The sequence below is a fragment of the Pseudomonas sp. A125 genome (genome assembly GCF_055409485.1).
Genome location: NZ_JBUZVP010000001.1, coordinates 525,178 through 537,057, shown reverse-complemented (window position 1 = coordinate 537,057; position 11,880 = coordinate 525,178). Strand labels below are relative to the sequence as shown.

Below are 11,880 nucleotides of genomic sequence, written 5' to 3'. Positions count from 1 at the left end.
GGCCTGTAGCGGCAACAATCGATAAAAAGTCATACTAGCCATGTCCTCACGTCATGGCTGCGCCCTTATGAAACGCCTTCCCCCGTTGCCGGCCCTGCACACCTTTTGGGTCACGGCCCAGTGCTGCAACTTCACCCGTGCCGCAGAGCAACTGCACATCACTCAGGGTGCGGTGAGCCGGCAGGTTGCCGGGCTGGAAAACCATTTGGGTTACCCACTGTTTCAGCGTCAGGCCAGGGGCTTGAGCCTGACCGAGGAAGGGCGCGAATGGTCCCTGCGGGCGCAGCAGGTGTTCGGCTTGATCGGCGACGCGGTGGAGCAGATCGGCACCCGCCGCGAAACCCTGCAGCTCAAGGCCTCGACCTGTGTGATGCGTTGGCTGCTGCCGCGCCTGATGCAGTGGCAACAGGAGCGTCCGGACGTGCCGGTGGAACTGACGACCACCGTGGCCTACAGCGTCGACTTTCGCCGCGAGCAATTCGATGCCGCGGTGATTTACGCGCCGATAGCGGAGCAGTCGGCCCAGGCGCGGCATCTGTTTGACGAGCAACTGACACCAGTGTGCGCGCCGGCCTTGCTCGCGGGCTTGCACACGCCTGCAGACTTGCAGCAACAGGTGCTGCTGCACCCCACGCGGGATGAGCGGGATTGGGCGTTGTGGTTGAAGGCGGCGCATACGCGCTTGAGCAATCTTGCCCAGGGGCATCATTTTGAAACGCTGGATTTGGCGATGACAGTTGCGTCCCAGGGTTCTGGCGTGGCAATCGGCGACAGCGCGCTGATTGGCGAGGACCTCAAGGCGGGGCGGTTGGCGACGCCGTTTGAACTGCGGGTGCCGACGGGGATGGGCTATTACCTGGTGTACCCGCCGGGGACGCAACTTTCGGCGGGGCTGGAGCAGCTTATGGACTGGCTGGTGGGCCAGGCGCAACCGCCTGCACCTTGAAGATCAAACATGTGGGAGCCGGGCTTGCCCGCGATGGCGACACATCAGGCAACATCACTGTTGAATGACACACCGCCATCGCGGGCAAGCCCGCTCCCACTTTTTTGGTTTTGCGTCAGCCTTAATAACCGACGGTGAACCGCTTACGCGAATGCCGCGGTGTTTCCACTTCATCAATCAGCGCAATTGCAAAGTCGGCAAAGCTGATCCAGCTGCGGCCTTCACTGCTCACCAGCAACTCATCCTGGCCCAGGCGGAATTTGCCGGTGCGCGGGGTTTCGGTGAACTCGGCCGACGGCGACAGGAAGGTCCAGTCCAGCTCGTTTTCCTGGCGCAAGGTGTCGAGGAAAATGCTGCCGGCGCTGGCTTCGGTCTTGTACTCCTCGGGGAAGCCCGGGCTGTCGATCACCTTGGTGCCGCCCGACAACAGCAGCGAACCGGCACCGCCTACCACCAGCAGGCGCTTCACTGCGGATTTTTTCACCGGATAGATCACGGCTTCAGGCGGCAGGGTAGCGAAATGCGCCGCGCTGATCACCACGTCATGGCCGCTGATGGCCTGTTCCAGGGCCTGTGCGTCCAGTGCGTCGACTTGCTTGACGGTCACCCCAGGGCGCACGTCGATCTTGTCGGTATTACGGGCGATGGCCGTGACGGTGTGCCCGCGACGCAACGCTTCTTCCAGCAGTTGGCTACCGGCACGACCGGTGGCACCAATGATTGCGATCTTGCTCATGACGTTCTCCAGTACGGTTAAGGGTTGAATCAACTCACCACTGCATTTCGCCCTTGGCGACTTTGGCGCCCAGTTCCAGGGTGCTTTCGTCGCCCAGGTTCGGGTAACGCTTTTTCATCGCGCTGATCAGCGCGGCAGAGTCCTTGGCCTTGGCGGTTTCTTCGTCAAATGCCTTGATGTAGTCGGCGGTGAACGCCACGGAGTTGAGCGAAGGTGTACCCAGGTAGTGACCCGGAATCACCGTGCGCGGTTTCAAATCCTGGATACGTTGCAAGGTCGCCAGCCAATCGGTGTGGGATTTGGCGGTCTGTGTATCGGCCATCCACACGTGGATGTTTTCAGCGACGACTACACCACCGACCACCGCCTTGATCGACGGGATCCACACGAAGCTGCGGTCCGGTTGTGCACCGTCCAGGCCGATCACTTCCAGTTGCTTGCCTTCCAGGGTCAGGCTGTGGCCCTTGAGTACCTGGGGAATGACGGCTTTGGCTGGCTTGTCGGCGCCCAGTTTCGGGCCCCAGAACGCCAGTTTGGTTTCAACGGTGGCCTTGATATGGTCCACCACCGGCTGCGGCGCCACGATGTTGGCCTTCGGAAAGGCGGCGGTCAGGGTGTCGAGGCCGAAGTAGTAGTCGGGGTCGCCGTGGCTGATGTAGATGGTGGTGAGGCGCTTGCCGCTGGCGCGGATTTTTTGCACCAGTTGCTCGGCCTGGGTCTTGCCGAATTGGGCGTCCACCAAAATCGCGTCTTTCTCACCGCTGACCAGTACCGAGGTGACCGGCATCATTGCCGATTCACCCGGGTTGTAGGCGTCGAGGGTCAAGTCGGCAGCCACGGCGTGGGCGGCGAAAGCCAAGGTGACGGCGGCCAGGGCCACGCGCTTGAGCGGGGAGAATCCAAACATGTGCAGCTCCAGTCATCGGTAAGGTGTGTACGGAGCTTAGTTGCACCAAACACTACAAAAAATGCGATGCTGGGACATAGTTTGTTTCTAAAAGCGGGCAAATCATGGATCGTCTTCAGGCAATGCGCGTGTTTGTGGCCGTGGTGGACCTGGGCAGCCAATCGGCGGCGGCCGACCACCTGGACCTGTCGCGGCCGGTGGTTTCACGCTACCTGGCGGAGCTGGAAGACTGGGTCGGTGCGCGGCTGATGCACCGCACCACCCGCAAGCTCAGTCTGACCGCGGCCGGCAGCGAAACCTTGCCCCGTTGCCGGCAGATGCTGGAGTTGTGCAGCGACATGCAGGCCGCCGTCAGCGAACCGGACGAAGCGCCCCGAGGCCTGCTGCGCCTGAGTGTCAGCACCTCGTTCGGCCAGGCACAGCTGGCCGACGCCATGGCCGAATACGTCAAGCGCTACCCCTTGGTCAGTATCGACATGCAGATGCTCGACCGTACGGTGAACCTGGTGGATGAGCGCATCGACCTGGCGATCCGCACCAGCTTTGAACTGGACCCCAACCTGATCGCCCGCCGCCTTACGCTGTGCCGCTCGGTGATCTGCGCCTCGCCCGCTTATCTGCTGGAGCATCCGCAGCCTCGGCGGGTGCAGGACCTGGCCCGGCACAACTGCCTGACCCATTCCTACTTCGGCAAAAGCCTGTGGCACTTCATGGAAAACGGCGAGCCGGTGTCGGTGCCGGTGCAGGGCAATATCAGCGCCAACGAGGCGAGCACCTTATTGCGGGTGACGCTGGCCGGTGCCGGAGTGTCGCGGCTGCCGAGCTATCAGGCGGGCGACTACATTCGCAGCGGCGAATTGATTCGCCTGCTGCCTGAGGCCGAGCCGCAGCAGATGAACATCTACGCGGTGTATGCCTCGCGCAAACACATGCCTTCAACGCTGCGCAGCCTGCTGGATTTCCTGGTGCTGAGGTTTGCGCAGGAGCCGGTGTGGGACGTCGGCCTCTGAGCGACATAAACAGATTGAATGTCGCCCGATAAGCGACATGCCCCGTCTGAGCCATGCATCTGAACTATGCTTATCAAAGCACCTTCTTGATCGGATCAGAGGTCAGCATCATGTCGATCAAAACAAGAAAGTACCTGATGATTTTCACCCTGTGCGCCGCCGCCACCGCGCTTTATGGCACTGCCGCCTACCGCGTCGAGCAGACGCGCCTGCAGCCGGGCTTTGCCTCCAGTTGCAATCACGGGCAGTGCGTTGGCCACATGGCCGCCTTCAGCTCACTTCGCTAGTGTGCTGGTCGGCTTTCAACTGCTCCCGAAACGCTTTCGGGGAGAACCCGACGCGCCGGCGAAACAGCCGCGAGAAGTTGGTCGGGTCGGAAAACCCCAAGACCTCCGACATCTCATTGATGGTCATGCTGGTGTAGGTCAGCAGGCGCTTGGCTTCCAGCAATTGGCGGTCGTGCATGATTTGCAGCGCCGGCTGCCCGCCCAATTCCCGACACGTACCGTTAAGGTGTGAGACCGAGATCCCGAGCTTGTGGGCCAGGTCTTCGATTTTCGGGTGTTCGCGGTAATGCTGCTCTACCAACTGGGTGAACCGGCGGAAGTATTCGCGACCCCGAGGCGCCCGTGGGTGGCGGCGCTGGATGGCCTGGCGGCTGATCCACACCAGCAATACGCTGACCAGCGCGTGCATCATCATGTCCCGCGCCGGTTGATCGTTGGCGTACTCATCCTGCAAACGCGCAAACAGGCTGTTGAGGTAGTCACTGTCGCTGCCGGCAGGGTAGGTGCCCAGGCTATTCAGGCCATCCAGCGCCGCGCCCAGTTGCCCCTGCAAATGGGCCATCAGCGGCGCCGCCAGGGTGACCACAAACCCTTCGACGTTTTCCGAGAACCGAAACCCATGCACGCATAGCGGCGGCAGCACCTGCAGCGTCGATTCGTTCAGGGTGCTGCGCTGGCCCTCGATCTCCAACTGTGCCTGGCCTTTGTGCACGTACAGCAATTGGCACAGGTCGGCGTGCCGGTGGGGTTGGATTTCCCACTGATACTCACGGCTGCGCCGGGAGATGGTTTCGCAGTGCAACAAATCCGGGGTCGGCCATTGCTGGCTCTCACCGTAGAGTTTGAACACTGGAATCGCGGCACTGGCAGTTTTGGTCATGGCTTCATCCGATACTTCGGGATAATTGTGCGGTAATCGCCCTAATTGGCGAAAAGCGCAGCTTTAGGCTCAGTTTTCACCTTCTTATGCCGTGCACTCAAGTGAAAAATGCCAGCAACACCATCAATGACAACTCTTTCACCGAATACGTTCGAGTGAAGCTTGCGGGCCATAAGAATAATGAAAACGCTGAAAACCCAAGTCGCCATCATCGGCGCCGGTCCCTCCGGGCTGCTGCTCGGCCAACTGCTGCACAGCGCCGGGATTGAAACCCTGGTGCTTGAGCGCCAAACACCGGATTACGTGCAAGGCCGCATCCGGGCCGGGGTGCTGGAGCAAGGCATGGTCGACCTGTTGCGCCAGGCCGGCGTGAGTGCGCGGATGGATGCTGAAGGCCTGGTGCATGATGGCTTTGAGCTGGCGCTGAACGGGCAACTGACCCATATCGATCTCAAGGCGCTGACCGGCGGCAAGACGGTGATGATCTACGGCCAGACCGAGGTCACCCGCGACCTGATGGCGGCGCGCCAGGCCAGCGGTGCCACCACGGTGTACGAAGCCCGCAACGTGCAACCCCATGACTTGAAAAGTACAGCGCCATGGCTGAGCTACGAACATGCCGGCGAGCAGTATCGGCTGGAGTGCGATTACATCGCCGGCTGCGACGGTTTCCACGGTGTGGCACGTCAGTCGATTCCCGTCGAGGCGTTGAAAATCTTTGAGCGGGTGTACCCGTTTGGCTGGCTTGGTATCCTCGCCGACACCCCGCCGATCCATGATGAACTGGTGTACGCCAAACACGCGCGCGGCTTTGCTTTGTGCAGCATGCGTTCACCGACTCGCAGCCGCTATTACCTGCAAGTGCCAGCCGATGAGTCGGTTGAAGGCTGGTCCGATGAGCGCTTTTGGGATGAACTTAAAACCCGCTTGCCCGCGTCACTGGCCGGGCAACTGGTGACCGGCCCGTCCATCGAAAAAAGCATCGCGCCACTGCGCAGCTTCGTGGTGGAGCCGATGCAGTACGGCCGCCTGTTCCTGCTCGGCGACGCCGCGCACATCGTACCGCCTACCGGCGCCAAGGGCTTGAACCTGGCGGCCAGCGATGTCAGCACCTTGTTCAACATCCTGCTCAAGGTGTACCGCGAGGGCCGTGTGGAGTTGCTGGAAAAATACTCACAGATTTGCCTGCGACGAGTCTGGAAGGCCGAACGGTTTTCCTGGTGGATGACCTCGATGTTGCATCAGTTTCCTGAGGCTGATGGCTTCAGCCAACGCATTGCCCAGAGCGAACTGGAGTATTTCGTCGACTCCGAAGCCGGGCGTAGAACCATTGCAGAAAATTACGTCGGGCTTCCTTACGAGGCTATCGAATAGCCAGCTATCCAGTACACTGACGAGCATTCCCGCGGGCCACCTTTTCCCGTGGGGCTTTGCCTGCAGGTTCTGCCGTGACCCACCTTAATCAGCCCGCCACACCCGCTGTTCGCAGTGTCCTTGTTGCCTTGATGATGGCGATTTTTCTCGGGGCCCTGGACCAGACCATCGTTGCCGTCTCCATGCCGGCGATTTCCGCCCAGTTCCACGACGTCAACCTGCTGGCCTGGGTGATCTCTGGCTACATGGTGGCAATGACCGTGGCGGTGCCGATCTACGGCAAGCTCGGCGACCTGTACGGGCGACGGCCGATGATGCTGATCGGCATGGGCCTGTTCACCATTGCCTCGTTGTTTTGTGGCATGGCCCAAAGCATGGAGCAATTGGTGCTGGCGCGGATCCTCCAGGGCATCGGTGCCGGCGGGATGATTTCGGTCAGCCAGGCGATCATCGGCGACATCATCCCACCCCGCGAGCGCGGGCGTTACCAGGGTTACTTCAGCAGCATGTACGCGGTGGCGAGCGTGGCTGGCCCGGTGTTGGGCGGCTACATGACCGAGTACCTGTCGTGGCGCTGGGTGTTCCTGATCAACCTGCCGCTGGGCGCGGGCGCCTGGTGGGTAGCGCATCGCACGCTGGTGGGGCTGCCAGTGCCGCAGCGCAAGCCGGTGATCGACTACCTCGGCACCGTGCTGATGATCGTCGGTTTGACGGCGCTGTTGCTGGGCATCACCGAAATCGGCCAGGGGCATCATTGGCGCGATGATGAGGTGTTGGGGCTGTTGGTGTGTGCGTTGTTGGCGTTGACGGTGTTGGTGTGGCACGAGCGGCGTGCGCGGGAGCCGTTGTTGCCGATGCACCTGTTTGCCAACCGCAGTGCGGTGTTGTGCTGGTGCACGATTTTCTTTACCAGTTTCCAGGCGATTTCGTTGATTGTGCTGATGCCGCTGCGGTATCAAACGGTCACCGGCGCGGGAGCCGACAGTGCGGCGTTGCATTTGTTGCCGTTGGCGATGGGGCTGCCGATGGGGGCGTATTTTGCGGGGCGGATGACGTCGGTGACGGGGCGCTATAAGCCGATGATTCTTACGGGGGCGTTGCTGACGCCGATTGCCATTCTCGGCATGGCGTTGAGTGCGCCTCAGGCTGTGGTGTTGAGCAGTTTGTTTATGTTGCTCAGTGGGATTGCTGCCGGGATGCAGTTTCCGACTTCGTTGGTGGGCACGCAAAATTCGGTGGAGCAGCGCGATATTGGCGTGGCTACCAGCACCACCAACCTGTTTCGTTCCCTGGGGGGCGCGGTTGGGGTGGCGTGCATGTCGGCGCTGTTGCTGGCGTTGTTACAGGATTCGAGTTTTGCGCACTTGGCGAGTGGGGCTCTGGTGGCAGAGGGCAGTTCCGGGAATGTGCTGCTGGATGGTTTGAATGCAGCGCCCGGGGCGGCGCAGGATGCGTTGCGCGGGGAGCTGCTGGTCACCTTCCGGCATTTGCTGATGGTCAGCGCCGCAGTGTCGTTGTTGGGCTTGGCCGCCGCGATTGCCATGCCGAACCACGTGCTACGCGGGCGGGAAGACAAGGCAAAGTAACCCGCTCTCTAATGTGAACACGGTCAATGTGAGAGCTGGCAAGCCAGCTCTCACATTGACCGTGTTCCAGCATTTAAATAGGTGACCTTCACGGGCTGTAATACCCCACAGCAACCATGAAATGTCCGGTTTTGCGCAAATACGCATGCTTGTTTTCAACCTTCCCGGTCACCGGGTTTTTCCAGCGATACTCGTATTCCCCCTGACCCTGCTCCGCCATGACCGCCAGAATTGGCTCACCCACCGGCTTCCCGTCGGGATCCTTGATCTTGCTGAAGTCGGTGTTGACCAAGCGCGGATTGGTGCCATGGGCTACATAACGTCCGGTGTCGAGATCCACCACAAACACATACAGGTCGTCCTGCAGGAAACCACCCTGCATGGCGTTGATCGCCTTGAGCGTACCCGCCTGATCCTTCTCCAGCGCCTTGACCGCCTTGTTCCGCAGGGCTCTGGCATGTTCCGGCGTTGCCCGTGGCAAGTAATAACCCACGGCCAGGATCCGCTGCCCAACGCGCTGGTAATACACATGCTTGCGCTCGACCTTGCCATCATTCCAGTTTTGCCACCGGTAGTCGGCCTGCTGGATGCCACTGCCCTCAGGCACCGCCAACGCGTCCTTGAACGACTTGTTCAGGTCCGGCCCAAGCACCTCGGAAACATTGCGCCCGATCAACGCAGAAGAGGGCCCGCCACTTGCCAGCAGCACGCCCTGGGTGTCGACCACAAACACGTAACGGTCCTGGTCGACAAATTCACCCTGGCGACTGAACGCCGCAAAGGCCTTGTCGCCATTGCTCTGGTAATACGCCAATGCCTTTTCCAGCAAGGCCTTGGCGGCTTGGGCGTCCGCATCCTCAGGGGTCGCGGCATGCACCTGGCCAAAACACAACAGCAGCAGCCAGGTGGCTCGGAGCAGTCCCTTCATTACCCGTCCCTCGTTCTTGTTGGTGTGCCAAGAGCGTAGACGCTTTACCGGAAAATCAGAACGGTTTGGTCGGCAGGTATTTGCCATCCAGGGTGATCACCGCGCGGGAGCCGCCGTCCGGGTCTTCGACCTTCTTGATGTCGAGCTTGAAGTTGATCGCGCTGATGATGCCGTCGCCAAACTGCTCGTGTACCAGGGCCTTGAGGGTCGAACCGTAGACTTGCAGCATTTCATAAAAGCGGTACATGGTCGGATCTGTGGGCACGCCGCCGGGGAAGCTGCCGCGCAGGGGCACGGTTTGCAGCAGGCGGCTGGCGTCCTGGTCCAGGCCGAGTTTGTCGCAGACCACGTCGGCAGCATCTTTGGGCAACGGGTGCTGGCCGAGCAGGGCGGCGGTGACGAACGCCAGGCTCAGGCCGGTGCCGTCGGTGAGGTCCTGCCACGACAGGTTCTTGCGTGCCTTGATGTCGATGACGGTGTCGGCCAGGGCCAGGCGTGGGGTTTGGGCGAATTGGGAGTGCAACATGCTGATTTCCTCTTGGGGTTGAATAAGGTTCAGGCGGCGTGGGCGCGGGTGGTGGGGTGGTCGAGCAGGGACACGAAGCGCCCGCTGCGGCCATCCAGGGCGTCGATGCCGCCGCTTTCGATGTCGTAGACCCAGCCGTGCAGGCTCAGTCGGCCTTGTTCCAGGGCCAGGGCCACTGAAGGGTGTGTCTTGAGATTAGCCAATTGGGCGACCACGTTTTCCCGTACCAGCGAATTCAGCCGGTCGGCGTCTGAGGCGTGAGTGCGGGCGGCGTTGATCACCTTGGCCGACTCGGCATGGCGCAGCCAGTTGGCGACGGCGGGCAAGTGATCCAGGCATTTGCAGGTGGAAATGGCGGTCATGGCACCGCAGTCGGAGTGGCCGCAGATCACGATGTCGCTGACGCCGAGAACGGCTACCGCATATTCGACGGTGGCCGACACGCCGCCCGGCTCCGGGCCGTAGGACGGTACGATGTTGCCGGCATTGCGGATCACAAACAGGTCGCCAGGTTCCTGCTGGGTCAGCAGCTCCGGGACTACACGGCTGTCGGAACAGGACACGAACAGCGTGCCGGGGTTTTGCGTGGTGGCAAGGTGCTTGAACAGGTCACTGCGTTGGGTGAAGGCTTCACCCTGGAACTTGCGAAAGCCGTCGATGAGATCTTGCATGGTGGTTCTCCTTGCGTCGCTGATGGGGCAAGGATGGAAGTTTTCAGCTATAGCGTCCAAGACCGGCTTATTATGGTTTCTATAAGTCATGCCTATAGTTGGAGCGTCTTCCATGTTGCTGCGTCATATCCGCTACCTGCTGGCCGTTGCCGAGCACCGCAATTTCACCCGGGCGGCCGAGGCACTGCATGTGTCGCAGCCGACCTTGTCGCAGCAGATCAAGCAACTGGAAGGCACCCTCGGTGCACCATTGCTGGACCGATCCGGGCGCAGCGTCAGCCTGACCGACGCAGGGCAGGCCTATGTGCGTTTTGCGCGCCTGGCGTTGCAGGATTTGCAGGCCGGCACCCGCGCCATGCATGACGTGCAGGACCTGAGCCGTGGCAGCTTGCGCCTGGCGATGACGCCGACATTTACCGCTTACCTGATCGGGCCGTTGCTGGCGCGATTCAACGGGCTGTATCCGGGGATAACAGTCAGCGTCGAGGAGCTGACCCAGGACCGCATGGAAGCGGCGCTGACCGAGGATCTATTGGATATCGGCATCGGTTTTACTGGTGAGCATCTGCCGGATATTGAATGTGAAGGGGTGTTTGTCGAGGCGTTGAGTGTGGTGGTGAGTGCCGGCCATCCCGGCGTCGGCCCAGAGGCGTGGCTTCAGCAGCCGTTGGTGTTGCTGAACGCGGGGTTCGCCACGCGGCGCTACATTGATGAGTATTGCCGCAGCCAGGGCGTGAAGCCGCGGATCTCCATGGAGGCCAATTCCATCAGCGCGATTATTGAAATCGTCCGTAATACCGCGCTGGCGACCATCCTGCCCAGCGCGATTGCCCAGGTGCAGGCGGGCTTGCAGGCATTGCCCCTAAGCCCGTCCTTGCCGCAACGCACGGCGGCGCTGCTCAGTCGCAAGGGCGCTTACCGCAGTGCGGCGTGCAGGGCGTTTGTCGAACTGGTCAGGGCGCAGCCAACCACTGGTTGATGATGCCGTCATACACGCCGGTCACCGTGCTCAAGTGCAGCCACTGGTCCACGTAGCTCTTCCAGGCCACGTCATCGCGAGGCAGCAAAAACGCCTTCTCGCTGTACTGCATGTACCGCTCGGGGTTCACCGCACACAGCCCCGGCTTGAGCTTTTGCTGGTAGCGGGCCTCGCTGGCGTCGGTGATCATCACGTCCGCCTTGTTGGCCAGCAGTTGCTCGAAAATGGTCACGTTGTCCGGGAACAGCGTCAGTTGCGCCTTACCCAGATGCGCCCGTGCAAACACTTCGTTGGTGCCACCCGAAGGCTCGATCACTCGCACCTGCGGCTGGTTGATCTGCTCCACCGTCTGGTAGCGCTGCACATCGGCGCAGCGCACCAGCGGGATCTTGCCGTCGACGCCCAATGGCTGGCTGAAAAACGCCTTCTTCTGCCGCTCCAGCGACACCGAAATACCGCCGAGCGCAATATCACAGCGTTGGGCCAGGAAGTCCGGCATCAGGGTTTTCCAGGTGGTCGGCACCCATTTCACCTGTACCCCAAGGCTTTTGGCCAGGGATTGGGCCATGGCGATGTCGATGCCTTCGTAGCTGCCGTCCGGGCGCAAATAGCTGTAGGGCTTGTAATCGCCGGTGGTGCAGACGCTCATTTCACCGCGCTGGAGCACTTCATCCAGACGCGACGCGGGGCTGTCGGCCTGGGCCTGGGCAGACAGGCCGGCCAGCAGGGAAAGGGTCAGCAAAGCTTTCATGCGGTCGAGTCCTTGGGCATGGGCAGGGTCGACATTATTTGCAAATGTTTAGCCACGGCACAACCAAACTCCGTCAAGACTGGATTTAACGGCTTAACCTTGCGTGTGAGGCTGCCCGGCATCTCTTCACTGTGATTTGCGCATGGACGGTTCCCCCGACACACCCACCGTGACATCGCCAGGCGCCACCGCGTCCAGCCGCTCGGACCGTCGTCGGATCACCGCTGATACGCTTCCCTGCGAACTTGCCTTCTGGGCGCTGTGGCACTGCCGCCACGCGCGCCCACCGGACACCTTTC

The 11,880-nt window shown here is 61.2% G+C and carries 13 protein-coding genes; 6 read left to right on the top strand and 7 right to left on the bottom strand.

Annotation, left to right across the window (positions count from 1 at the left end; genetic code table 11):
* The first annotated feature begins 67 nt into the window (after nucleotides 1-67).
* Nucleotides 68-946, top strand: a complete 879-nt coding sequence (locus tag ACZRN6_RS02460; RefSeq protein WP_322143784.1) for a LysR substrate-binding domain-containing protein — start codon at nucleotides 68-70, stop codon at nucleotides 944-946.
* Nucleotides 947-1,067: 121 nt separating this feature from the next.
* Here ACZRN6_RS02460 and ACZRN6_RS02455 read toward each other — a convergent pair whose 3' ends face one another.
* Both ACZRN6_RS02455 and ACZRN6_RS02450 read right to left on the bottom strand, forming a co-directional pair.
* On the bottom strand, nucleotides 1,068-1,682 hold the full coding sequence (locus tag ACZRN6_RS02455; protein WP_322143785.1) for an NAD(P)-dependent oxidoreductase: 615 nt from the start codon (nucleotides 1,680-1,682) through the stop codon (nucleotides 1,068-1,070).
* Between the two features lie 34 nt (nucleotides 1,683-1,716).
* Nucleotides 1,717-2,589, bottom strand: a complete 873-nt coding sequence (locus ACZRN6_RS02450) for an MBL fold metallo-hydrolase (protein ID WP_464007123.1) — start codon at nucleotides 2,587-2,589, stop codon at nucleotides 1,717-1,719.
* Nucleotides 2,590-2,693: 104 nt separating this feature from the next.
* On the opposite strand from ACZRN6_RS02450, the gene ACZRN6_RS02445 reads away from it, so the two are divergent.
* A complete protein-coding gene (locus ACZRN6_RS02445) occupies nucleotides 2,694-3,599 on the top strand; it encodes a LysR family transcriptional regulator (protein ID WP_322143787.1) in 906 nt (301 codons plus the stop codon).
* 53 nt (nucleotides 3,600-3,652) lie between these two features.
* Nucleotides 3,653-3,886 (top strand): hypothetical protein, encoded by a 234-nt coding sequence (locus ACZRN6_RS02440; RefSeq protein ID WP_322148781.1) that lies wholly within the window; start codon nucleotides 3,653-3,655, stop codon nucleotides 3,884-3,886.
* Here ACZRN6_RS02440 and ACZRN6_RS02435 read toward each other — a convergent pair.
* Nucleotides 3,870-4,766, bottom strand: a complete 897-nt coding sequence (locus ACZRN6_RS02435; protein ID WP_322143788.1) for a helix-turn-helix domain-containing protein — start codon at nucleotides 4,764-4,766, stop codon at nucleotides 3,870-3,872. The two genes, ACZRN6_RS02440 and ACZRN6_RS02435, sit on opposite strands and share 17 nt — an antisense overlap.
* A 189-nt stretch (nucleotides 4,767-4,955) precedes the next feature.
* On the opposite strand from ACZRN6_RS02435, the gene pobA reads away from it, so the two are divergent.
* Nucleotides 4,956-6,140, top strand: coding sequence for a 4-hydroxybenzoate 3-monooxygenase (pobA, locus tag ACZRN6_RS02430; RefSeq protein WP_464007167.1), 1,185 nt, complete (start codon nucleotides 4,956-4,958; stop codon nucleotides 6,138-6,140).
* Between the two features lie 74 nt (nucleotides 6,141-6,214).
* Nucleotides 6,215-7,726, top strand: coding sequence for an MDR family MFS transporter (locus ACZRN6_RS02425; RefSeq protein ID WP_464007122.1), 1,512 nt, complete (start codon nucleotides 6,215-6,217; stop codon nucleotides 7,724-7,726).
* Between the two features lie 88 nt (nucleotides 7,727-7,814).
* On the opposite strand, the gene ACZRN6_RS02420 is transcribed toward ACZRN6_RS02425, so the two are convergent.
* The 3 genes from ACZRN6_RS02420 to ACZRN6_RS02410 are packed head-to-tail and all read right to left on the bottom strand — an operon-like array spanning nucleotide 7,815 to nucleotide 9,851.
* The gene (locus ACZRN6_RS02420; protein WP_322143790.1) at nucleotides 7,815-8,654 is read right to left on the bottom strand and encodes a cache domain-containing protein; all 840 of its coding nucleotides are present in this window, start codon (nucleotides 8,652-8,654) and stop codon (nucleotides 7,815-7,817) included.
* Nucleotides 8,655-8,709: 55 nt separating this feature from the next.
* Nucleotides 8,710-9,180 (bottom strand): cyanase, encoded by a 471-nt coding sequence (cynS, locus tag ACZRN6_RS02415; RefSeq protein ID WP_322143791.1) that lies wholly within the window; start codon nucleotides 9,178-9,180, stop codon nucleotides 8,710-8,712.
* A gap of 29 nt (nucleotides 9,181-9,209) precedes the next feature.
* A complete protein-coding gene (locus ACZRN6_RS02410; RefSeq protein WP_063032552.1) occupies nucleotides 9,210-9,851 on the bottom strand; it encodes a carbonic anhydrase in 642 nt (213 codons plus the stop codon).
* 112 nt (nucleotides 9,852-9,963) lie between these two features.
* Here ACZRN6_RS02410 and cynR point away from each other — a divergent pair, with 112 nt between their 5' ends.
* Nucleotides 9,964-10,830, top strand: a complete 867-nt coding sequence (gene cynR, locus ACZRN6_RS02405) for a transcriptional regulator CynR (RefSeq protein WP_464007121.1) — start codon at nucleotides 9,964-9,966, stop codon at nucleotides 10,828-10,830.
* On the opposite strand, the gene ACZRN6_RS02400 is transcribed toward cynR, so the two are convergent.
* Nucleotides 10,805-11,581, bottom strand: a complete 777-nt coding sequence (locus tag ACZRN6_RS02400) for a transporter substrate-binding domain-containing protein (RefSeq protein ID WP_322143793.1) — start codon at nucleotides 11,579-11,581, stop codon at nucleotides 10,805-10,807. The two genes, cynR and ACZRN6_RS02400, sit on opposite strands and share 26 nt — an antisense overlap.
* Nucleotides 11,582-11,880: the final 299 nt, after the last annotated feature.